25 protein-coding genes are annotated in these 21,779 nt (G+C 64.7%); 11 read left to right on the plus strand and 14 right to left on the minus strand.

The features are described 5' to 3' along the window. Nucleotides 1-25: 25 nt before the first annotated feature. From DC363_RS15795 to DC363_RS15805, 3 genes are read right to left on the minus strand one after another with little or no spacing between them, the layout of a single operon-like run. A complete protein-coding gene (locus tag DC363_RS15795) occupies nt 26-943 on the minus strand; it encodes an MBL fold metallo-hydrolase (RefSeq protein ID WP_108642125.1) in 918 nt (305 codons plus the stop codon). After that, entirely contained in the window at nt 940-1,383 is a 444-nt protein-coding gene (locus DC363_RS15800) for a YeeE/YedE family protein (RefSeq protein WP_108642126.1), read from the minus strand. The genes DC363_RS15795 and DC363_RS15800 overlap by 4 nt, the downstream gene beginning before the upstream one ends. A 1-nt stretch (nt 1,384) precedes the next feature. Beyond that, a complete protein-coding gene (locus tag DC363_RS15805; protein ID WP_108642127.1) occupies nt 1,385-1,819 on the minus strand; it encodes a YeeE/YedE family protein in 435 nt (144 codons plus the stop codon). A 91-nt stretch (nt 1,820-1,910) separates the two neighbouring features. On the opposite strand from DC363_RS15805, the gene DC363_RS15810 reads away from it, so the two are divergent. Both DC363_RS15810 and DC363_RS15815 read left to right on the plus strand, forming a co-directional pair. Further along, entirely contained in the window at nt 1,911-2,258 is a 348-nt protein-coding gene (locus DC363_RS15810; RefSeq protein WP_108642128.1) for an ArsR/SmtB family transcription factor, read from the plus strand. 1 nt (nt 2,259) lies between these two features. Beyond that, entirely contained in the window at nt 2,260-3,531 is a 1,272-nt protein-coding gene (locus tag DC363_RS15815) for a glycerate kinase type-2 family protein (RefSeq protein ID WP_108642129.1), read from the plus strand. Nucleotides 3,532-3,543: 12 nt separating this feature from the next. Here the strand turns inward: DC363_RS15815 and DC363_RS15820 are convergent, their stop codons facing one another. Both DC363_RS15820 and DC363_RS15825 read right to left on the minus strand, forming a co-directional pair. Beyond that, entirely contained in the window at nt 3,544-4,482 is a 939-nt protein-coding gene (locus DC363_RS15820) for a phosphatidate cytidylyltransferase (protein ID WP_108642130.1), read from the minus strand. Beyond that, nucleotides 4,479-5,144: a lysophospholipid acyltransferase family protein gene (locus tag DC363_RS15825; protein WP_108642131.1), complete on the minus strand. Its 666-nt coding sequence runs from the start codon at nt 5,142-5,144 to the stop codon at nt 4,479-4,481. The genes DC363_RS15820 and DC363_RS15825 overlap by 4 nt, the downstream gene beginning before the upstream one ends. A gap of 98 nt (nt 5,145-5,242) precedes the next feature. On the opposite strand from DC363_RS15825, the gene DC363_RS15830 reads away from it, so the two are divergent. Further along, nucleotides 5,243-6,130 carry a mechanosensitive ion channel family protein gene (locus tag DC363_RS15830; RefSeq protein WP_108642132.1) on the plus strand — a complete coding sequence of 296 codons (888 nt, stop codon included), beginning with the start codon at nt 5,243-5,245 and terminating at the stop codon, nt 6,128-6,130. 40 nt (nt 6,131-6,170) lie between these two features. On the opposite strand, the gene DC363_RS15835 is transcribed toward DC363_RS15830, so the two are convergent. The 5 genes from DC363_RS15835 to DC363_RS15855 form a co-directional block, all read right to left on the minus strand. Beyond that, complete coding sequence (locus tag DC363_RS15835) at nt 6,171-6,935, minus strand: alpha/beta fold hydrolase (RefSeq protein WP_108642133.1); 765 nt, start codon at nt 6,933-6,935, stop codon at nt 6,171-6,173. Beyond that, entirely contained in the window at nt 6,928-8,169 is a 1,242-nt protein-coding gene (locus DC363_RS15840) for an endonuclease/exonuclease/phosphatase family protein (RefSeq protein ID WP_108642134.1), read from the minus strand. Before DC363_RS15840 ends, DC363_RS15835 begins: the two co-directional genes overlap by 8 nt. A gap of 69 nt (nt 8,170-8,238) precedes the next feature. Beyond that, nucleotides 8,239-9,234 carry a threonine ammonia-lyase gene (locus DC363_RS15845; RefSeq protein WP_241963046.1) on the minus strand — a complete coding sequence of 332 codons (996 nt, stop codon included), beginning with the start codon at nt 9,232-9,234 and terminating at the stop codon, nt 8,239-8,241. Beyond that, complete coding sequence (locus tag DC363_RS15850; RefSeq protein ID WP_108642135.1) at nt 9,231-10,055, minus strand: alpha/beta fold hydrolase; 825 nt, start codon at nt 10,053-10,055, stop codon at nt 9,231-9,233. Before DC363_RS15850 ends, DC363_RS15845 begins: the two co-directional genes overlap by 4 nt. After that, nucleotides 10,055-10,732 (minus strand): haloacid dehalogenase type II, encoded by a 678-nt coding sequence (locus DC363_RS15855; RefSeq protein WP_108642136.1) that lies wholly within the window; start codon nt 10,730-10,732, stop codon nt 10,055-10,057. The genes DC363_RS15850 and DC363_RS15855 overlap by 1 nt, the downstream gene beginning before the upstream one ends. A 251-nt stretch (nt 10,733-10,983) precedes the next feature. Here DC363_RS15855 and DC363_RS15860 point away from each other — a divergent pair, with 251 nt between their 5' ends. Next, nucleotides 10,984-11,421, plus strand: a complete 438-nt coding sequence (locus DC363_RS15860; RefSeq protein WP_108642137.1) for an FKBP-type peptidyl-prolyl cis-trans isomerase — start codon at nt 10,984-10,986, stop codon at nt 11,419-11,421. Nucleotides 11,422-11,494: 73 nt separating this feature from the next. On the opposite strand, the gene DC363_RS15865 is transcribed toward DC363_RS15860, so the two are convergent. Together DC363_RS15865 and DC363_RS15870 are read right to left on the minus strand one after the other, a co-directional pair. Next, complete coding sequence (locus tag DC363_RS15865; RefSeq protein ID WP_108642138.1) at nt 11,495-12,286, minus strand: enoyl-ACP reductase FabI; 792 nt, start codon at nt 12,284-12,286, stop codon at nt 11,495-11,497. Between the two features lie 5 nt (nt 12,287-12,291). Beyond that, nucleotides 12,292-13,521, minus strand: a complete 1,230-nt coding sequence (locus DC363_RS15870) for a beta-ketoacyl synthase N-terminal-like domain-containing protein (RefSeq protein WP_108642139.1) — start codon at nt 13,519-13,521, stop codon at nt 12,292-12,294. A 154-nt stretch (nt 13,522-13,675) separates the two neighbouring features. On the opposite strand from DC363_RS15870, the gene DC363_RS15875 reads away from it, so the two are divergent. The 5 genes from DC363_RS15875 to DC363_RS15895 all read left to right on the plus strand — a co-directional run bounded on the left by DC363_RS15875 (nt 13,676) and on the right by DC363_RS15895 (nt 18,111). Then, nucleotides 13,676-14,671, plus strand: coding sequence for a L,D-transpeptidase family protein (locus DC363_RS15875; RefSeq protein ID WP_108642140.1), 996 nt, complete (start codon nt 13,676-13,678; stop codon nt 14,669-14,671). An 8-nt stretch (nt 14,672-14,679) separates the two neighbouring features. Further along, complete coding sequence (locus DC363_RS15880; RefSeq protein ID WP_108642141.1) at nt 14,680-15,450, plus strand: extensin-like domain-containing protein; 771 nt, start codon at nt 14,680-14,682, stop codon at nt 15,448-15,450. A gap of 106 nt (nt 15,451-15,556) precedes the next feature. Next, nucleotides 15,557-16,933 carry an NAD-dependent succinate-semialdehyde dehydrogenase gene (locus DC363_RS15885; RefSeq protein WP_108642142.1) on the plus strand — a complete coding sequence of 459 codons (1,377 nt, stop codon included), beginning with the start codon at nt 15,557-15,559 and terminating at the stop codon, nt 16,931-16,933. 31 nt (nt 16,934-16,964) lie between these two features. Beyond that, a complete protein-coding gene (locus tag DC363_RS15890) occupies nt 16,965-17,447 on the plus strand; it encodes an MgtC/SapB family protein (protein WP_108642143.1) in 483 nt (160 codons plus the stop codon). A 55-nt stretch (nt 17,448-17,502) separates the two neighbouring features. Then, nucleotides 17,503-18,111, plus strand: coding sequence for an SDR family oxidoreductase (locus DC363_RS15895; RefSeq protein WP_108642144.1), 609 nt, complete (start codon nt 17,503-17,505; stop codon nt 18,109-18,111). A gap of 51 nt (nt 18,112-18,162) precedes the next feature. Here the strand turns inward: DC363_RS15895 and fabA are convergent, their stop codons facing one another. Next, nucleotides 18,163-18,672 (minus strand): bifunctional 3-hydroxydecanoyl-ACP dehydratase/trans-2-decenoyl-ACP isomerase, encoded by a 510-nt coding sequence (gene fabA / locus DC363_RS15900; protein ID WP_108642145.1) that lies wholly within the window; start codon nt 18,670-18,672, stop codon nt 18,163-18,165. Nucleotides 18,673-18,853: 181 nt separating this feature from the next. Here fabA and irr point away from each other — a divergent pair, with 181 nt between their 5' ends. Then, nucleotides 18,854-19,282 (plus strand): Fur family transcriptional regulator Irr, encoded by a 429-nt coding sequence (irr, locus tag DC363_RS15905; protein ID WP_108642146.1) that lies wholly within the window; start codon nt 18,854-18,856, stop codon nt 19,280-19,282. 54 nt (nt 19,283-19,336) lie between these two features. Here irr and DC363_RS15910 read toward each other — a convergent pair whose 3' ends face one another. Further along, nucleotides 19,337-20,200 carry a hypothetical protein gene (locus tag DC363_RS15910; RefSeq protein ID WP_422396418.1) on the minus strand — a complete coding sequence of 288 codons (864 nt, stop codon included), beginning with the start codon at nt 20,198-20,200 and terminating at the stop codon, nt 19,337-19,339. 107 nt (nt 20,201-20,307) lie between these two features. Between DC363_RS15910 and miaB the strand changes: the two genes are divergently transcribed. Continuing rightward, on the plus strand, nt 20,308-21,615 hold the full coding sequence (miaB, locus tag DC363_RS15915; protein ID WP_108642148.1) for a tRNA (N6-isopentenyl adenosine(37)-C2)-methylthiotransferase MiaB: 1,308 nt from the start codon (nt 20,308-20,310) through the stop codon (nt 21,613-21,615). The last annotated feature ends 164 nt before the right edge of the window (nt 21,616-21,779 follow it).

Raw genomic sequence — 21,779 nt, forward strand, 5'->3', positions numbered from 1 at the left:
GCGGCCCGAAGGCCGCCCGGCGGGATCAGTCGAAGCGGTTCACGGGCAGCTTGAGGTAGTGGTTCCCGTCATCCTCGGCCTCGGGCAGGCGTCCGCCCCGCAGGTTGATCTGCAAAGCCGCCAGAATGCGGTTGGGCAGCGACAGGGTTGCATCGCGGGTCTGACGACGCTCGATGAAATCCTCGCGCTTCGTGCCGTCCTTGACGTGGATGTTGTGCGCCTTGTGCTCGGCGACGGTCGCCTCCCACGCGGGTTCCTTGCGGTCCTTGGTGCCGTAATCGTGGCCGATATAAAGCCGCGTGTCGCCGGGCAGGGACAGGATCTCTTGAATGCTGTCCCAAAGCTCTTCCGTGTCGCCGCCCGGAAAGTCCGAGCGCGACGTGCCGGCGTCGGGCTGCATCAGCGTGTCATGTACAAAGGCCGCGTCGCCGCAGACATAGGTGATCGACCCCAGCGTGTGCCCGGGTGACAGCAGGATGCGGGCGTCGAGTTCGCCGATCTTGAAGCTCTCGCCTTCCTTGAACAGGTGGTCGAAATCGCGCTCGGGCGCGAAGGCGTCGGGCAGGTTGTAGAGGTCGGCCCAGATCTTCGCGATGTCCCTTACGAGCGCGCCGATAGCGTTGGGGGCGCCCGTGCGCTCTTTCAGGTGGGCCGAAGCCATGACGTGGTCGGCGTGGGGGTGCGTGTCGAGGACCCACTGCACCTCAAGCCCGTTGTCGCGCACGATGTCGAGGACCTGATCCATGCTCTCGGACGAAAAGCGGTAGTTCTTGGGATCGAAGTTCCACACCACGTCGATCAAGGCGGCCTTCTTGGTGGCCGGGTCCGCGCAGATATACTGGATGGAGCCTGTGTCCGGCTCATAGATGCCCCAGACGTCCGGGCTGTTGGCCCCGGTTGAGGGCGAATGGCGGACCACGGGCGTGTTGAGAGGGTCGGTCATTGTGCAGTTCCTTTCTCAGCTGTGAAGGTCAGGGCGGGCGTATGGCGGGCAAGCCACATACCAAGCAGCATGAAGGGGACGAAAATCAGCGTGCCTGTGGCGGCCAGCGGCAGGGCCGTCAGCGCAGGCCCGGGGCAGAAGCCGCCCAACCCCCAGCCGACCCCGAAGACGGCCGCGCCGGAGATGAGTTTCGCATCCATATCGGCCTTTGTCGGGAACCGGAATTCGCTGTCGAACAGGGGCCGGGACAAGTTGCGGGTGAGCAGCGTAAAACCGACGAAGGCCACCAAAACCGCACCGCCCATGACGAAGGCAAGGCTGGGGTCCCAGGTGCCGAAGAGGTCAAGGAAGTTCTGGACCTTGGCCGGATCGGCCATGCCGGACAGGATCAGGCCGAGGCCGAAAACCAGACCGGAGAGGAGGGCGAAAAGCTGTTTCATGTCAGGCTCCGATCAGGTGGCGGGTGATGAAAACGGTGGCGATGGCGGTGGTCATGAAGGTCACTGTCGCCACGATTGAACGGGCCGAACCGCGGCTGATGCCGCAGACCCCGTGCCCGGAGGTGCAGCCGTTGCCATAGGTCGCGCCGAAGCCCACCAGCGCACCGGCCACAGCCATCAGGATCGGACTGTCGGGCACGGTCTGCACCGGCCACGCGCCCGAGGCCAGCCGCCAAAGCGGCGCGGCCAAGAGCAGACCCAGCACGAACAACGCCGAGACGCCGCGCGCTTCGCTGTCGGATGCACGGGCGAAAATGCGCGACGTCAGCCCGCTGATGCCCGCGATACGGCCGTTGGTTGCCATCAACATCACAGCGGATGCCCCGATCAACATGCCGCCGCCAAGCGACAGCCAGGGGGTGAATTCGGTTTCCATATCTTGCCTCCGGTTCCGGCATCTGGGGCCGGGCTTGAACTCTCTTGCGATCTCTATATATTCTGTTTCGGATATATTCAATGGGTCGCATATGAAAGTCTCGGACGATTTTATCAAAGACAACATCAAGGACGCGGCGGCGCTTATGGAGATGCTGTCGTCCGAGTCACGGTTGCAGATTCTGTGCCGCTTGACCAATGGCGAACGCTCGGTCGGGGAGCTGGCGCGGATGTGTGATCTGCCGCAGCCGACCATGTCGCAACAGCTCAAGCGCTTGAAAGAGGCCGGTCTGGTCGAAGGGCGCCGCGCCGGGCAGACGATTTATTACAGCATCAAAGGGGATGAGGTGGGGGCCGTGCTCAACACGCTATACGGGCTGTTTTGCGCAGCGGGCCCCATCACGCCCGACGGCGAACCCATCGCCTCTGCGAAGGCCTAGCATGCCGTGGGGGGCGCAGCAGGGGGCGATCTCCGATCCCGGTGCCTTCCTGCGCGACCTGTTCGATGTGGCCCTTGCCCGCGCCGATCCGATGCAATGTGTGCCCCCGGCCTTGCCCCCCAGACCTGCGGGGCGGGTGGTGGTGCTGGGCGCGGGCAAGGCCTCGGCGCGCATGGCGGAAGCGGTCGAATCCGTCTGGGGCCCGTGCGAGGGTCTGGTGATCACCCGCTACGGCTATGGCCGCCCGTGCCACGGGGTCGAGATCGTCGAAGCGGCGCATCCGGTGCCCGACCAAGCGGGCGTCGACGCCACCCGTCGGTTGCTTTCTCTTGCGCAGGACTTGGGGCCAGAGGACACCTGCGTGATGCTGGTCTCCGGCGGCGGATCGGCCCTGCTCTGCGCGCCCGCCGACGGGCTGACCCTGTCGGACAAGCAGGCGCTGGGCGAGGCGATGTTGGCCAGCGGCATGCCCATCGGCCAGATCAACGCTGTCCGAAAAGAGGTTTCAGCCGTCAAGGGCGGGCGGCTTGCAGCGGCGGTGCATCCGGGCCGGCTGATCACGCTGATCATCTCGGACGTGCCCGGCGACGACCCCCGCGACATCGCAAGCGGTCCGACCGTACCACACCCCAGCGATGCGGCCCGTGCGCTCGCGATTTTGTCCGACTGGGGCATTGAGGCCCCGCCCGCGGTGGCACGGTTCCTCGCCGCAGGAGGGGCCCCACAGGACGCCACCGCGACCGCCAGCGGCGAAACCCGCATCTGCGCCGCCCCCGTCCAGTCGCTTGAGGCTGCTGCGGCGCAGGCGCGGGCCGCGGGCGTCGAGGTGCGGATGCTGGGCAACGCGCTGGAGGGGGAGGCGCGAGAGCTTGCCCGCACGCAGGCCGCGCTGGCGCTCGAGATCGCGCGCGACGGCCCCGACCGCCCGGTGTTGCTCTTGTCGGGGGGCGAATGCACCGTGACCCGGCGCGGCAAAGGCATCGGCGGGCCGAACGCGGAATTCGTGCTGGCGGCGGCGCTCGCGCTAAATGGACAGCCCGGGGTGCATGTGCTGGCCTGCGATACGGACGGCGTGGACGGCGGCGCCGAGGTGGCCGGTGCCTTGGCCGATCCCGCTACGCTGACGCGGGCGCGGGCGCAGGGTGTGAGCGCGCAGGCCGAGCTCGACGCCAACAACGCCCACGGGTTCTTCGCCGCCGCAGGCGGGCAGGTGATCACCGGGCCGACGCTGACCAACGTGAACGATTTCCGCGCGTTTCTGATCCTGCCCTGAGCCCGCCGGCCCTCAGGTCCAGTAGAGCACGCAGAGGTGGTAGAAGACCGGCGCGGAGAAAATGACCGAGTCGAGATGGTCCACAAAGCCGCCCTGACCGGGGATCAGGTGCGACCAGTCCTTCACGCCCCGGTCGTTCTTGATCGCCGCGAAGACCAGATTGCCGAACATCCCCACGACCGAAGCCAGCGCCGCCATGACCATGGCTTCCACAACGCTGAACGGCGTGAGCCAGGCCAGCAGCCCACCGATCACCGCAGCCGAGACGACGCCGCAGATCATCCCCTCCCACGTCTTGGCCGACAGCGCGGGAAGGATGCGGGTGCGGCCGATGCGGCGGCCGAAGAAGAAATCGAGCAGGTCGCCGAACTGCACGACCATGATCAGGAAAGCGATCAACAGCACGCCGCGCTCTTCGGGGTAGCCGGGAAAGTCGATCATCATCAGCGCGGGCACATGGGACATGCAGAACACCGCGATCATCAACCCCCATTGGGTTTCTGCCACACGGATCAGGAATTTCTCGGCGTTGCCGCGCAGGGCCGAGACGATGGGCAACATCAAGAAGGCATAGACCGGGATGAACACGGTAAACAGCGCCTGCCAGTCGAAACCGATGAAGACATATTGCAACGGCAGGACCACGAAGAACCCCAGCGCCAGCGACAGATGGTCGGCGCGGCGTTTGTTGGTCATGGTCAGAAACTCGCGCAGTGCCGCGAAGGACGCGAAGGCGAACAGCACCAGAAGTCCGATCTTGCCCGCGATCAGCGCCAGCGTGAACAGCACCACGATGGCCCACCAGCTGCTCACGCGGGTGTTGAAGGTCTCGACCACGGGGTTGTCCTCACCCCCTTTGGCGCGCAGAAACTCGCCAAAGAGCGACAGCACAATCAGCAGGCCGCAGACCCCGATAAAAAGCCACAGAATGTCGGTATCGGTATCGGTCACAGGCGGGCATCCGTCGGAGCGAGTGCGACCAGCGCCTGCGCGGCCCGGGCAAGGAAGGCATCCTTGTCTTCCCCGGCCTCCACCTTCACGGGCGCGCCGAAGGTCACGGTACAGATCAGCGGCAGGGGGATCACCTCACCCTTGGGCATGATCTCGGTCACGTTGGCGATCCATGTGGGCACAAGATCGACGTCGGGCCGCGCCTTGCCGATGTTGTACAGGCCCGCCTTGAACGGCAACAGGGGGTCGTCGGTCATGTTGCGGTTGCCTTCGGGAAAGATGATCAGCGACGACCCCTCGTCCAGCGCGTCGAGGATGTTCTGCATCGGATCGTGGTCGGCGGCGCGGGCCTCGGGGCGGCGGTCCACCAGCACGCAATTGAAGACCTCGGGGCCGACGAACGCGCGCAATCTGGTCTTGAGCCAGTAGTCCGCCGCTGCCACGGGTCGCACATCGCGGCGGATGTTGGGCGGCAGGCAGGACCAGATCATCGGCATGTCCGCGTTGCTCACGTGGTTGGCGTAATAGACCCGCTGAATGTTGACCGGCTCGATCCCCTGCCAATCGGCGCGCACGGCGGTGATGAAACGCGCGAACAGGGCGATGGCCAGCCCGACAAGCTTGGCGGCGATGCGGCGGGGATAGGACAGAAGTCGTTTCATTGCTGGCCACTGTGACCCAGGGGGCGGGCTTTGGAAAGGGCGCGCGGAACGATCGGTGCGGCGCGGGCGTTGGGGGGTATACTGCCGAAGGGACACCCATGGAACCGATCACCATTCTGATGAACCAGTTGCGCGACATCGCAAGGGGCGCGATCGAGGTTGCGCCGATGATCGTGGTGGCCATCCTTGTTCTGTTCCTGACCTGGGGGGTGCGGGCGATTGCGACGTCGATCCTGGATCGGGTCCTGCGCCGCACCAAGCTGCGCGCCAGCCTGAAAGAGCTGTTCCATCTGCTGCTGTCGATCTTCATCTGGACGATGGGGATCATGGTCGCCGCGGTGATCGTCTTTCCCGGCCTTACGCCGGCCAGCATTCTGGCGGGGCTGGGGCTTGGCTCGGTCGCCATCGGGTTCGCTTTCAAGGACGTGTTCGAGAACTTTCTGGCCGGGATCATCATTCTGTTTCGCCCCGAGATGCGGATCGGCGATTTCATCGAATGCGAGGATGTCGAAGGCGTGGTGGAGCATATCGCCATTCGCGAGACCCACATCAAACAGACCGACGGGCAGTTGGTGATCGTGCCCAATTCGATCCTGTTTAAGAACCCGGTCTGGGTGCGCACGGACCAGCCGAAACGCCGGGTGACGGTGATGTGCGGCGTGGCTTACGACGTGGACGTGGACGAGGCGCGCGACGTGATCACGCGCGCGGTGAAAAGCTGCGACACCGTCGAGCAGACCGACAAGCCGGTGCAGATTTTCGCGCAAGCCTTCGGTGCGTCCTCGATTGATTTCGAAGTGACGTGGTGGACGGGGTCGAAGCCGGTGGACATCCGCACCTCACGCGATCAGGTGGTCGCGGCGGTCAAACGGGCGCTGGATGACGCAGGTCTCGAGATTCCGTTCCCGTACCGCACCCTGACCTTCAAAGAGCCTCTGCCGGTCCGGCAGATGGATGCGGACGACGCGCCCCGGGACGGGGGTTAGCGGGCGCGCCCACGGGGCGCGCGCCCAGCCTGCCCATGCTTCAGATATGACCGATAGAGGTGAGGAAGGTGCGGATGTGATCCGCCACCTCCTCGGCGTGGGTCAGTGGCGCCAAGTGCCCCGCCCCCCGGATCAGGTGGAAGCTGCTGCCGGGGATCAGCTCGACGGTTTCACGCACAAGGTCCGGCGGGGTGGAGCGGTCCGCGTCCCCGCACAGGCCCATCGTCGGCAGGCGCAATCCGGACGTGGGGGTGTAGAAATCGGTTCCGGCGATGGCTTCGCAAGTGGCGGCGTAGCCTTCGGCGTCGGTCGAGGTCAGACGTTTTTGCACCGGGGGCATGTCCGGCACCGGCTGCCAGCGCGAGATGATGTCCGGCGCCAACGCCGCCATCCCGCCGCTTCGCGCGGCGGCGGCGCGGGCGTGCCACGGCTCGGGCTGGCCGAACTTCGCCGCCGTGCCCGACAACACCAGCCCGCGCACCAGATCCAGCCGTTTTACGGCCAGCCCTTGCGCGATCATGCCGCCCAGTGACACGCCCACGAAGACCACGTCCTCAAGCTCAAGCGCGTCGCAGACCGCTTCGGCATCGGCCACCAGCGTGCCCATCGCATAAGGGCCCTCGGGCGCGTCGGAACGCCCGTGTCCGCGCATATCATAGCGGATGCAGCGATGATCGGGCAGGCGCTCCGCGACCGCGTCCCAGACGTGGTGATCCAGCCCCAGACAATGGGCAAAGACCACCGTTGGCCCTTGGCCGCTTTCGGTGGCGAACAGCTCGGCGTCCTTGGCGGTGATCTTATGCATCTGCCCCGTCCCCCATCACCATATGCGCGATGATCTGGCCGTGATCGGATGCCAGCTTGTTGTAGGGGGCCTCGGGGTGTGAGCCGTCGGTCAAATGGTCGTTCAGCACTGAAAAATACTCCATCTGCCCAAGCTTGCGGGCGTTGTCGGGGTGGAAGTGGCGCGACATGTAGATCTGGTCGATGCTTTCGAACACGCCGCCGAAGGCCGAGGTATAGACCATGTCGCGGGCGGATTTGCGCACGAAAAGTTTCTCGGCGGAATGCAGCCGCACCCGTTCGATGTCGCGGGTGATCTGTTCGTTCTCTTCGTCGGTGTAGCGGTCGTTCGGCGTTTGCGCATCGTGGCGCAGCATCCAGCCGTAGTTTTTGAACGGCACCTCGCCCGAGATGATCTCGGAGCTGACCGCGTGTTCACCGTCGTTGAAATCGCCCAGCACCATGACCGGATTGCCGTCGTTGAGTTCTTCGATGATCTCGGTGCGCAGCACCCAGGCTTCGGCCATGCGGCGCAGGGCGGCGCGCAGCGAGCCCATGGCGCGGGCGACGGGATCATACCGCGTAAGGTCCGCCGCCGGCGGATAGGGATCGCCCGGTTTCTGCGGCAACTCGCCCAGTTTCGACTTCAGGTGACAGTTGAACACGGTCAGAATCCGGGTGCCGCCCGCGCCGTCGGGCACCGGGATGCGCGCCTTGAGGATCGGGCGCGAGAGGCGGCGCAGACGGAAATGCCCCGCGTCCGAGTTGCCGTCCATGCCGCGCAGGGCCGAGAAGGGCACGATCAGCGGCTCGGGCAGGTCTTGCAGCACTTGCACCGGTTCCGCGAAGCCGAACCGTGACAGGATCGCGTTGCCGGGGCGGCGGTGCCCCGGCTCTCCGTCCGCGACGTTGGGCGCGAAGGCCAGCGCCGCATCGGGGTTGTCGGCCAGATAGGGCGTCACCGCCAGCCGCCGGAAAATCGCGCGACGGTGGTAGCCCTTGGACTGGTCGGGGATCGAGGCACGGTTGGAGGCGATGGCGCGGCGGTCGGTCTCTTCGATCACGTCGCGCAGGGCCTCTTCCTCGAAGATTTCCTGAAAGCCGATAATGTCACTGTTCATCGTCAGAAGCTGGTCGGCCATCCAGTCCCGTTTCCAGGCGTATTCCTCGGGCGTGTATTCCTGGAACTTGTAGTATTCCTTGTCTGCCCCGATGAGGTTTTTGACGTTGAAACTGGCAATCGTGAAGCGGGACATGGAACGGCACCTTTCGTTGCGGGGGCGGGAGCCTCCGGCGGGGATATTTGAAAAGCAAAGATAGAGCTGTCAGGGCAATGTGGAAAGGGCGCGGGCGAAAACGGCCGGGTCGACGTTGCCGCCCGACAGGGTGACGATGACCGCATCGCCGGTGATTTCGCCCGGCCGCGAGAGGGCCGCAGCCAGTGCCACCGCGCCGCCGGGTTCGACCACCAGCTTGAGCCGCAAGAAGGCCTGCGCCATGGCGCGCAGCACCTCGGCCTCGGTGACCGACAGGCCGGGCCCGCAAAGGCGTTTGAGGATCGGAAAGGTCAGATCGCCGGGCCGGGGCGTGACGATCGCGTCGCAAATGCTTGCAGCGCCCGGGGGGTTGCTGCGAATCTCGCCCGCCGCGAGCGAGCGTTTCACATCGTCGAACCCTTCGGGTTCGACCGTGCGCACGCGCAGGGTGGGGGCCTCGGCCGCGCAGGCCAGGGCGATGCCCGACGACAGGCCGCCCCCGCCGCAGCACACGAGGATGTCGGCATTGCGAAGCCCCAAGGCATTGGCATCGCAGGCGATTTCCAGCCCGGTGGTGCCCTGTCCGGCGATCACTTGCGGGTCGTCGAAGGGCTTGATGAGCGTCAGGCCGCGCTGCTCGGCTACGGCGGCCCCGAGGGCGTCGCGGTCGTCAGTGGCGCGGTCGTAAAGGATCACTTCGGCCCCCAGCGCGCGGGTGTTGGCGATCTTCAACTGCGGCGCGTCGGCGGGCATGATGATGACGCAGGGCACCCCGTGCCGCTGGGCCGCAAGGGCCACGCCCTGCGCATGGTTGCCCGAGGAAAAGGCGATCACGCCGCGCGCGCGGGTGGCAGGGTCAAGCGCCGAGATCGCAGACCAACCGCCGCGAAACTTGAAGCTGCCGGTGTGTTGCAGGCATTCGGGTTTGACGAAGACCCGGCGTCCCGCGATCTCGTCCAGAAAGGGCGAGGTCAGCAACGGCGTCGGGCGCACGTGGCCGTCCAGCCGTGCGGCCGCGGCGCGGATCATCCCGATGTCGCAGCTGTCCGCCGTGGGCTCGCTCATAGGTCGGCGATCCAGTCTTTCAGCACCGCCAGCGCCTCGGGCTCATCAAGGAACGGCACGTGGCCCCGGCCCAGCACTTCGGCGGCGTGGGCATCAGGGCGGCGGTTGCGCATTTCGTCAAAGGTGACGGGCGACAACAGGTCCGAGGCATCGCCCCGCAGAAGCGCCAGCGGCAGACCGTCGAGCGCGTCAAACAGCGGCCAGAGATCGGGGGCCGGGTCTACATTGGACCCGAAGACCGCATCGCGCAGCTTCGCATCGTAGCGGATCACCAGCCCTTCGGGCGTCTCGTCGTAGTGGTGGCGTACTTCGGCCAGCCAGCGGTCGTGGGGCACGCCCTTGAAATGTGACCACGCCTGCGCGCGGAAGCGGGCGGCCTCTTCATGGGTCGCGTGGGGCGGATTGCGGCCAAGGTAGTCCTTGATGACGCTGAGCCCCGCGGTCGACAGCTCCGGCCCGATGTCGTTGAGCGCCACGCCCAGAAGGCGGTGTTTGGCCGTAGCGGCAAGCATCATCGCGATCATCCCACCGCGAGAGGTGCCCAGAACCGCGGCCTTGTCGATCTGCAGATGGTCCAGCAGCATCAGCGCGTCCTGCGCTTCGTGTTTGACGGTGTAGGTGGCGGGGTCGGCATGGTCCGATTGCCCCCGCCCGCGGTAATCCATCCGGATCAGTCGCACCCCGAGCGCCAGCAGATGCGGGGCCACGTGGTCGAAATCGTGCAGGTTGCGGGTCAGCCCGCTCAGGGCCAGAAGCGGCAGCCCCGTGCCTTCATCGGCATAGTGCAGCCGCGTGCCGTCCGCCGCCGTAACCTTGGGCATCAGACGAGATCTGGGATCGCGGTGAGGTCCTTGACCGTGCGGTGGGGCGCGGCCCAGAGCCTGTCTTGCGGCCTGCCATCGCGGTTGACCCAGACCGTGGCGAACCCGTAGCCCGCCGCGCCGGCCGCGTCCCAGCCGTTGGACGAGGCGAAGAGCACTTCGGTCTGCGGCACGTCGAACCGGTCCCAGACCATGTCATAGACGTGGGTGTGTGGCTTGTAGATGCCGACCTCTTCCACGCTGAGCACATCGTCGAGGTATTCGCCAATCCCCGCCGAGCGCACCGCGGCCACGAGCATGTCGGGCGAGCCGTTGGACAGGATCGCGACGTTCATGCCCTTGTCTTTCAGCGCCTTGAGCATGGCGGGCACTTCCTCGTAGGCGGGCAGTTCCTTGTATACCGAGAGCAATTTGGCGCGCAGGGCGTTGTCGAACAGTCCATTGTTCTCCATCGCCCAGTCGAGCGCGTCCTGCGTGACCTGCCAAAACGGGATGTGCCGCCCGCCGATGGCCCGCAGCCAGGAGTATTCAAGCTGCTTGGCGCGCCAGTCCGCCGAGAGCGTCCCCCAGACCGCCGCAAGCTGCGACTGACCCGGCTCTTTCGCGACCTGTCGGGCCGCGGCGTCCACGTCCAGCAAGGTTCCGTAGGCGTCAAAGATGCAGGTGGTGATGGTCATGGCAGCCCTTTCTGTTCGCGGGCAGCTTTGCACGCACGGATGCGGTTTGAAAGACGGAAATAAGTGCGGGGTGTGACGGGACGCACGCCCCTGCGGTGTCAGGATGCGCGGCGCGGTCCGGAGCGTCCGGCGGGGATATTTGACAAGCAAAGAAGAGCGCGGCGCAGGTGCCAGACCGGTGCCGGTTTGCAATTGCATAAAGCGGTTGTTAGGCACGCGGCGATTCTGATGAGATGATAAGGATAGAGAATATGACTGAAGTGAAGACAGGCGACACCGTCGCGATCCACTATACCGGCACGCTGAACGACGGCAGCACCTTCGATTCCAGCGCCGGGCGCGACCCGCTGGAATTCGTGGTTGGGTCCGGCCAGATCATCCCGGGGTTGGACAAGGCGCTGCCGGGCATGGAAGTCGGTGACAAGAAGACCGTGGAAGTGCCCAGTGCAGAAGCTTACGGCGAAGCCAATCCGGCCAACCGTCAGGCGGTCCCGCGTGAGCAGATCCCCGCCGATATCCCCCTTGAAGTCGGTCTGACGCTGCAGATGCAATCGCCCGATGGCCAACAGGTGATCCCGGTGACCGTGGCCGAGATGAGCGACGAGGAAGTGATCCTTGACGCGAACCACGTGCTGGCCGGCAAGGATTTGACCTTCGCGATCGAGCTGGTCGACATCAAGGCCGCCTGAGCCACGATGGTTTGACATGCAAAAGGGCGCCCCGAAAGCGGGGCGCCCTTTTTCGTTGGCTGTCGGGGGTGCCTTAGCCGAGGTTTTCCAGCGCCGGCATCATCATGATGTGCAAGCCGCTGTCGACGTGGATGATCTCACCCGTGGTGCAAGCGCCTGCGTCGGAGGCGAGATAGACCGCCGTGCCGCCCACCGCATCCAGCGTCGCGTTGTGGCGCAAGGGGCTGTTGGCCTCGGCGTATTTGAAGGTGCGGCGCGCGCCGGCGATGGCGGCCCCCGCGAGCGTCTTCATCGGACCGGGGCTGATCGCGTTGACCCGGATCTGCTGCGGGCCGAGGTCAGCGGCCAGATAGCGGGTCGCGCTTTCCAGCGCGGCTTTGGCCACGCCCATGACGTTGTAGTTCGGCGTGATCCGCTGGCTGCCGTCATAAGTCAACGTGAGCAGCGTGCCGCCCTCGGGCATCAGCTCGGCCGCACGTCGGGACACGTCGATGAAGCTGTAGCAGCTGATCGCCATCGAGTTGGTGAAATTGGCGCGCGTGGTGTCCGAGACGCGGCCCGTCAGCTCGTTCTTGTCCGAATAGGCGATGGCGTGGACCAGAAAGTCGATGCTGCCCCATTTGTCCTTGAGCGTCTGGAAACAGGCATCAAGCGAGGCATCGTCGGTCACGTCCGCCTCAACCAGCGTGTCGGAGCCCACGCTTTCGGCCAGCGGGCCGACCCGCTTGAGCAAACCTTCCCCCTGATAGGAGAAGGCAAGCTCGGCCCCCGCCGCCGCCATAGAGCGGGCAATGCCCCAGGCGATTGAGCGGTCGTTGGCCACGCCCATGATCAGGCCGCGTTTTCCGTTCATCTGAATCGTCATGGCGGTCACTCCCGGAATTTGGACAGCAGCATCGAGCCGTTGGTGCCGCCGAAGCCGAAGGAGTTGGTCATCACCGTATCGAGCCTGGCGTCGGCCTTGAATTCGGTGGCGATTTCTTCGGGCTTGAGCGCGGGGTCGAGGGTTTCGACGTTGATCGAGGGGATGATGTAGTCGCCCTGCAGCGCCAACAGGCAATAGACCGCTTCCTGCGCGCCGGTGGCGCCCTGGGAGTGGCCGGTCATGGATTTGGTCGAGGAGATCGGGGGTGTGGACCCCTCACCGAAGACCCGGCGGACGGCCTCAACCTCGCCCACATCGCCCACCGGCGTGCTGGTGCCGTGGGCGTTGATGTAGCTGACGCTGCGGCCTTCGGGCAAGGTTTTTAGTGCGCCGCGCATGGCCCGCTCACCGCCCTCGCCCGAGGGGGCGACCATGTCGGCCCCGTCAGAGGTGGCGGCGAACCCGGTCACTTCGGCGTAGATTTTCGCGCCCCGGGCCTGGGCGGACTCGAGGCTTTCGAGGACCACCATCGCGCCGCCGCCCGCGATTACGAACCCGTCGCGGCCCGCATCGAACGCGCGCGAGGCTTTGGTGGGGGTGTCGTTATACTTGCTGCTCATCGCACCCATGGCATCGAACAGGCACGACAGGGTCCAGTCGAGTTCTTCCCCGCCGCCGCCGAACATGATGTCCTGATGGCCGAGCGCGATCTGCTGTGCGGCCATGCCGATGCAGTGCAATGAGGTGGAGCAGGCCGAGGTGATCGAGAAGTTCATGCCCTTGATCTTGTAGGCGGTGGCGAGGTTCGCGCTCACCGTCGAAGACATCGTTTTCGGCACTGCAAACGGCCCGATCCGCTTGGTCGATCCGGTCTTCAGCACCGTCTGGTGGGCGGCGAACATCGCACTGGTCGACGGACCGCCGGAGCCTGCGATGACCCCGGTCATAGGGTTAACGATCTGCTCTTCGGTCAGGCCCGCATCCTCAATCGCCTGACCCATGGCGATATGCGCATAGGCGGCACCGGGGCCCATGAACCGCAGCGTGCGCTTGTCCACGTGGTCGGCCACGTCGATCTTGAGCGTGCCCGCAACCTGCGAGCGGAACCCGTGTTCGGCCATGTCCGGTGAGGCTTCAATGCCGGAGGTTCCGGCCCGCAACGCCTGATCCACTTCGGCTGCGGAGTTCCCGATGGGTGAAACGATGCCCAACCCGGTGATAACGACACGACGCATAACTGCTCCCTTTGCGGTTTCGATCTTGTGTAGGCGACAGGGCCGGTGTGAGCAAGGGGAGCGACCGCAGCCTTTACAGGCGGGAACCAAGGAACAACTGACCCGCCCCGGCGTTGGGGTGCAAATCAGAACAACAAGAACAGGACACCTTCCCATGCGCAGTCATTCCCCCCTCATCCTCGCCGCGGCGACCCTTCCCTTGGCCGTTATGGGCAGTTTGGCCGCCGCACAATCCGACGGCGCGGACCCGTCGATTGATGCGAACGCCATCGAGGCCGCGACGTATGACGGTGGTCCCTTGCCCGAGGGGCAGTCGGCGCTGACAGCAAAGGTGCAGGTGCTTTTGGACCGGGCCAACATCTCTCCGGGGATCGTGGACGGCTGGAAGGGCGGCATGTCCTCCAGCGCCATTCACGCCTTTGAGGTGCGCGAAGGGCTGACGGCGGACGGGGTGATGGATCAGGCGGTCTGGGACGCGCTGGGCGGCAACGCGGCGGCGCCGATCACCTCGACCTATACGGTCACCGAAGAGGATCACGCGCGGATCGGCGGGCCGCTTCCCGACGATTATGCGGAAATGGCCAAGATGGACTGGCTGCATTACACCAGCGTCAGCGAAAAGCTGGCCGAGGATTTCCACATGGATCAGGAGTTTCTCGAGGCCCTGAACCCCGGCAGCAATTTCGCACCGGGCAACACGATCACGGTGGTGCAACCGACCGAGGACGCCACGGGCGAGGTTGCAGACATTGAGATCGACAAAAGCAGCCAGCGCCTGATCGCGCGGGATGCCTCGGGTGGGATCATCGCCAACTATCCGGTGGCCATCGGCTCGGAGCAGACCCCGTCGCCCAGCGGCAACGTCGAGGTTGAGGCCATCGCCATCGAGCCGACCTATTCCTACAACCCCGATCTGAACTTCCAGCAGGGTGACAACGACGAATTCCTGACGATCCCGCCCGGTCCGAACGGCCCCGTGGGGCTGGTCTGGATCGATCTGTCGAAACCCACCTACGGCATCCACGGCACGCCCGAGCCGGCCAGCCTGTTCACAGCGCAAAGCCACGGTTGCGTGCGAATGACCAACTGGGACGCGCTTGAGTTGGCGCATATGGTCAGCGCGGGCACTACCGTCCGGTTCGTGGAGTGAGGCCGGACATGAAGCTGGCCGCCGCCCTGATCGCGACCCTGCCGCTGTCCGTCGTCGCACAGACGGCGGTCGAGGTGTCGCCCGCGCCCCAGTCCCGCCCCGATCCGGAGGAACGCGCGGAGGAAGTGATCGCCGAGATCGAGGTGGAAGCCGATGAGAGCGGCGCGCTTGAGGTGACCGCGCCTGCAACCTCAGTGCGCGACAGCCTGACCGAGACCGAAGAGGAGTTCGCCGCCTGTCTGGCGCAGCTTGATGGCTTCGGCACGGTCTATGAGGTCTCGACCACCCTGACCGAGGAAAACGACGCCGACTGCGGCGTGACGCGCCCCGTCATGGTGTCCGAGATCATCCCCGGCGTCGCTCTGCAGCCCGATGCCATGATGCGCTGCGCCACCGTGGCGCGGCTGGCGGAATGGATGCAGGGCAGCGTCCAGCCCGCCGCTGCGCTGATCGAAGATCGCGGCCCCGTGGTCGAGGTGCAGCACGGCTCGACCTACATCTGCCGCCGCCGCAACAACCTGCCCGATGGCAAGCTGAGCGAACATGCCTTCGGCAATGCGGTCGACGTCATGGGTTTCACCTTCGAGGACGGCTCGCGCCTGAATATCGAACCCCGCGCCGATGCGGGCACCATCGAAGAGGCTTTTCAGAGGGCGGTGCGCGGCGCGGCCTGTCTGAGTTTCACGACCGTGCTGGGGCCGGGCACCGATGCAGCCCATGCGGACCATCTGCATCTGGATATCAAGGAACGCAACGGCGGCTATCGCTTGTGCCAGTGAGCCGCGCCGCAGCGCGTCGGGACGGACACAGGATGGTGACCGTCGCGCGCCGGAACATTCCCCACGGGCGTCCGTTGGGTTTGCAGTGAATGAAAGGATGAGTGACATGGGTAAGATTCAGACGATTAACCCCGCGACGGGCGAGGAGCTGAAAAGCTACGACACGATGAGCGTTGAGGACGCAGGCAAGGCCGTTGAGGCCTGTCATGAGGCATTTCTCGAGTGGCGTAAAACCAGCTTTGAGGACCGCGCCAAGCATCTGAAGAACATCGCGCAGGCCCTGCGCGACAACGTCGATGAGCTCTCGGAGTTGATGACACGCGAGACGGGCAAGCTCTACAAGGACGGCAAGACCGAGATCGAGCTTTGCGCCGCGATCTTCGACTATACCGCAGAGCAGGGCCCAGATGCCCTGGCCGACGAAGAGCGCACCCACGGTGACGGCAAACGCGGCATCGTCACCTATCAGCCGATTGGCGTGATCTATTCGGTCCAGCCGTGGAACTTCCCGATCTACCAGCCCACCCGCGTGCTGGCGGCGAACCTTATGGCGGGCAACGCCTGCGTGCTCAAACACGCCTCGATCTGCACCGGCAGCGCGTTGCGGTTCGAAGAGCTGTGTCTCAACGCCGGTCTGCCCAAGGACCTGTTTAAGGTGGTGCTGATCGACCATGACACCAGCGACACGCTGATCGAACACGATCTTGTGCGCGGCGTGACGATGACCGGCAGCGACAAGGCCGGCAGCCACATCGGCGCGAAGGCCGCGGAACACCTGAAAAAGTCGGTTCTGGAGCTCGGCTCGAACGATGCCTACCTCGTGCTTGAGGACGCGGACATCGAAACGGCGGTCAAGTTTTCGGTCATGGGTCGCTTGTTCAACAACGGCGAGACCTGCGTGTCCGCCAAGCGCTTCATCGTGACAGAAAAGAATTACGATGCCTTCGTGACGGCGTTTGTCGAACAGATGGAAGCCATCAAGATGGGCGACCCCATGGACGACAGCACCGACCTTGGCCCGCTGTCCAGTCAGGACCAGTTCGAGAAGGTCCGCGATCAGGTGAATGAAAGTGTCGACGCCGGTGCCACGGTGCTGGCCGGCGGCGAGGTCCCGGACCGGGAGGGGGCTTATTACCCTGCGACGGTGCTGGGCGACGTGACCCCCGGGATGCCCGCCTACGACGACGAGATTTTCGGCCCCGTCGCCTCGGTCATCCGCGCCAAGGACGACCGCGACGCGATGCGCATCGCCAACGACAGCCGCTACGGTCTGGGGGGCGGGATCTTCTGCACCGACGAGGATCACGCGATCCAACTGGCGAAAGAGGAGTTCGACACCGGCATGGTGCGTATCAACTCTTTCGGCGCGGCCGATCCGAACATGCCCTTCGGCGGCGTGAAGAATTCCGGCTATGGGCGCGAACACGGCGGCTTCGGCATGAAGGAATTCATCAACGCCAAGGCGATTTTCCTGCCAAGCTGACGGGCAACGCGACAGACAAAGGAGCACAGGCATGAATGACATGTTTTCATCGGATACGCTGACATTCATGACCGTGGCTTACCGGCTGGTGGCGGCGACCCTGCTGCCACTGGCCATCGGGCTGGAACGCTACTTTCGCAACAAGCCCATCGACTTTCGCCCCTTCGTGATCATCTCGCTTGTCGCCTGTGCGCTGATGATCGGAACCGCCGATTACCTCGCAACGATGCAATCCGACGGCAACCGGATGGACCCGACGCGGATCATGGAGGGCGTGATCACCGGCATCGGGTTTCTGGGCGCCGGGGCGATGTATCGCGACGGGGATTTCATCAAGGGCGCGGGCTCGGCCGCGAGCATCTGGAGCGCCGGGGCCATCGGGCTGCTTTGCGGCATTGGCGAGCTTTGGCTGGCGGGGATCGCGACGGGCGGCATTCTGGTCCTGATGATCGCGGCCGAGCCTTTCGCGGGCCATTGGAGCAACCAGCACGACGACGACGAAGGGCTGTCTTGACCGCGCACCGGTCGGGCCAGCGCATCCACCAATACACATCAGAAAAGGGGACGTTGTGACCCAGAAAATACTTGTCGCCGGAGCCACCGGCAAAACCGGCCGTTTGGTCGTTCAGGAGCTGCAACAGCAGGGCGCCACACCCATCGCGCTGGTGCGCGACAGCTCGGATACCAGCGTTCTGCCCGAAGGGACCGAACTGCGCTACGGGGATCTGACCGACCTTGACGCAAGCGTCTGCGACAGGGTCGATGCGGTTATCTTCGCCGCCGGATCGGGCAGCGGCACGGATGCGGCGATGACCGACAAGGTGGATCGCGAAGGGGCGCAGAAGCTGACTGACCATGCCAAGCAGGCCGGCGCGTCGCGCTTCGTGATGCTCAGTTCGATCGGCGCGCAGACCCCGCCGGACGAGGGCGCGATGGCGAAATACCTGCAAGCCAAGCACGACGCCGATGCGCATCTGCAAAAGTCGGGGATGACCTATGCCATCCTGCGCCCCGTGGCGCTGTCAGATGGCCCGAAATCCGGCGCTTCTGTCTTTGGCGATGCGGTCGATCCCGAGGGCGAAGCGGCGCGTTCGGACGTGGCAGCGGTGCTGGCCGAGGCAGCTGTGAAGGGCAATCTGGATGGGCAGACCACGCGGATGCAAAGCGCCGCGACCTGAAATGCAAAAGGGGGCCATCGGCCCCCTTTTTTAGTTCCTCTGGCGGGTGGCTCAGCTTTCGCTGAGGGCGACCTTCATGTCTTTGACCTGATAGATCACCTCACCATCGGCTTCGACGATCCCGTCGGCCACACCCATCGTCAAGCGGCGGGTCTGGATCGCCTTGGTGAAATCGATCTTGTAGGTGAGCATCTTGCGGTCCGGGCGCACCATGCCCGTGAGCTTCACCTCACCCACGCCAAGCGCATAGCCGCGCCCTTGCCAGCCGCGCCAGCCCAGATTGAATCCGGTCAGCTGCCACAGCCCGTCCAGCCCCAGACAGCCGGGCATGATTGGATTGCCGGGGAAGTGGCATTCGAAGAACCACAGGTCCGGTGTGATGTCGAACTCGGCCACCACGTGCCCTTTGCCGTGGGCGCCACCGTCGGCCGAGATGTCGGTGATCCGGTCCATCATCAGCATCGGCGGTTCGGGCAGTTGTGCGTTGCCCGGCCCAAACAATTCGCCCCGTGCGCATTTGAGCAGGTCGTCGCGATCAAAACTCGTCGGATAGTCGCTCATATCAGCGTGTTCCCTCAGGTGTGTATCGGTTTCCTGTGTGGCTATCATCAGCGCAACACCAAGGGCAAGCACGCAGCACGGGTGGGGCAGGGCGGGGCGGTTTTGCGATCTATTCGCATTTGAGATTGAAAACCGGGCGCATTCTCACATATGGATGGGGAACAGTTGCAAGATCGGGCCTATGACTGAGACAATCACATCACAGCGGCAAAAGCGCGGGGCGGACTGGCTTTCGGCGGCCGGATTGCGCCCGACGCGGCAGCGTGTGGCCTTGGCCGGCCTGCTGGTGGGCGACGGTAAGGACCGGCATGTCACGGCCGAAAGCCTGTTCGACGCGGCCACGCGGGCCGATGCGAAGGTGTCGCTGGCCACGGTCTACAACACCCTGCGCGCGTTCTGCGATGCGGGTCTGCTGCGCGAGATTACCGTGGACGGATCGAAAAGCTACTTCGACACCAATATGACCGATCACCCGCATTTCTACTGGGAAGACGATCAACGTCTCTCCGACGCGCCCGCCGAACAGCTTGAACTTGCCCGCGTGCCCGATGCCCCCGAAGGGACCGAGGTGGCCTCGGTCGATGTGGTGATCCGCCTGCGGCGCAGCTAGGCGGCCACCGCCGCGCATCCAACCCTCACTGACAACCTGTCACTGCACCCGCAGCTAGAACCACTGCCCCGGCTCGATCAGGCCCAGATCCAGCAACTGCTGGCTGTGCCACTCGAACGGCGTCGAATTGTGCCATTTGAAGGTTTCGATATCGAAGGTACTGCCCGGATTGCGTTTAAGCGCCTTTGCCGTGCGGAACGAACAGATCGCGGCGGTCAGGTTGTGGTGCCAAGGGCAGGCGTAGGTGTTGTATTCGGGATCGTTGAAGGTGTGATCGGACCGGAACACCAGCCCCGGCTTGTTGCGGAACAGGGCCACCCGGTCGATGCGGCGGCGGGGGGCGGGGATATGCTCTTCAAACCGCCAGCGCAGACCGCCGAAGAAATCAAGCTGCCGGTCCAGCACGTTGTTCCAGCGATCCTTGCGGGCCAGCGCGTAATACCCCGTCTTGTCCAGATGGGCATCCTCGAGACAGACCGCGTTCGGGTGCTGCCAGAGGTCGCCGGTATAAAGATCGACCACATAGGTCAGGATCGTGTCGCGCCGCTCTTCCACGTTGAAAGTGATCATCTCCCCGACCGAGCGATGCTCGGAGAAGGGATAGAACAGAAACTCCGCGTTGAAACAGTAATAGAACCAGATGTCGCCCGCGGCCTTCATCGTGCTGTTCATCGCCATCTCGAGCGCGTCCGGCGTCTGCAGGCTGTAGCTGACGCGGATGATCCGGTCGGCCACATCCTCGGCGATCGCGAACTCGGGCATCGCGAAGACGACCGTGTGTCGGAAGCCCGCCGCAAGGTGATGGCGGATCGTCGCGTCAAGCTCGACCTCATCCTCGGCAAAGATCAGCGCCACGGGGCCCTTGGTCAGCACGGGGACGCCGGCGGTGAGGAAGCTGGAAAGGTCTGGATGGTGGATCATTGGGGTGCTCTGCCTGATTGGCGCCAATGTCCCGCAAAGCGCTGTTCATTGCAAGAGCGGGGGCACTGCTGTATGGGGCACCGATCCACCGCAAGAGGCCCGACATGACCGCGCAGAAGAAGCTTTTCATCAAGACCTACGGCTGCCAGATGAACGTTTACGACAGCGAACGCATGGCCGAGGCGCTGGGCGGGCAGGGCTATGTCGAAACGCAGACGCCGGACGATGCGGACATGATCCTGCTCAACACCTGCCACATCCGCGAGAAGGCGGCCGAGAAGATCTATTCCGAGCTGGGGCGCTTCAAGGGTCTCAAGGCCGAGAAGCCGGATCTGAAGATTGGCGTCGCCGGATGCGTGGCGCAGGCCGAGGGGGAAGAGATCATCCGCCGCCAGCCCATGGTCGATCTTGTGGTCGGCCCGCAAAGCTATCACCGGCTGCCCGCGATGGAGCAGGCGGTCGCAAAGGGCGGCAAGGCGCTCGACACCGATTTCCCCAAGGATGACAAGTTCGACACCCTGCGCAGCCGCCCCAAGGCCAAACGCGGGCCGACGGCGTTTTTGACCGTGCAGGAAGGCTGCGACAAGTTCTGCGCCTTCTGCGTGGTCCCCTATACCCGTGGCGCGGAAGTGAGCCGCCCGGCCGAGCGCATCATCCGCGAGGCGCAGGAGCTGGTCGAGGCCGGCGTGCGCGAGATCACGCTGCTGGGCCAGAACGTGAACGCCTATCACGGGCACGACGGCGGGCTTGCAGGGCTGATCTGGGCGCTCGACAAGGTCGACGGGCTTGAGCGGATCCGCTTCACCACCAGCCACCCCAACGACATGGACGACGCCCTGATCGAGGCGCACGGCACCTGCGACAAGCTGATGCCCTATCTGCACCTGCCGGTGCAGTCCGGCTCGGACCGGATGCTCAAGGCGATGAACCGCAAGCACACCCGCGAGCAGTACTTCCGCCTGATCGAGAAGATCCGCGCCGCGCGGCCCGATCTGCTCCTGTCAGGGGATTTCATCGTCGGCTTCCCCGGTGAGACCGAAGAGGATTTCGAGGATACGATGGATCTGGTGCGCACGGTGACTTACGGGCAGGCCTATTCGTTCAAGTATTCCACCCGCCCCGGCACGCCCGCCGCGGAAAAGCCGCAGCTTCCCGAGGAGGTGATGACCGACCGTCTGCACCGGTTGCAGGCGCTTCTGGGTGAACAGCAACGCGCGGTGCAGGACAGCATGATCGGGCGCGACGTGAAGGTCCTGTTCGAGAAGAAGGGCCGCGAGGCGGGCCAGATGATCGGCAAATCCGAGTATCTGCACGCGGTCTTTGCCGAGACTTCGGACGTGGCCGTGGGCGACATCCGGACGGTACGGATCGTCAAGTCCGAGCGGAACTCGCTGGGCGGCGAGCTGCGCTGACCCTGTCCTGTTGCCGGGCGCTGCGCCTGTCCCGCGGTGCGCGTCGCATTGTCATTGATCCCCGCAGCAATCCGGCCAACGGGCCCGTTCTGTCCCCCGATCGGACACAATACGGGGCAAATATACCTTTTATTATGGCCAAAGTTTGCTAACGATAGATAGTT

It is taken from the genome of Thalassorhabdomicrobium marinisediminis (genome assembly GCF_003072065.1).
In the GTDB taxonomy this organism is placed as follows: domain Bacteria; phylum Pseudomonadota; class Alphaproteobacteria; order Rhodobacterales; family Rhodobacteraceae; genus Octadecabacter; species Octadecabacter marinisediminis.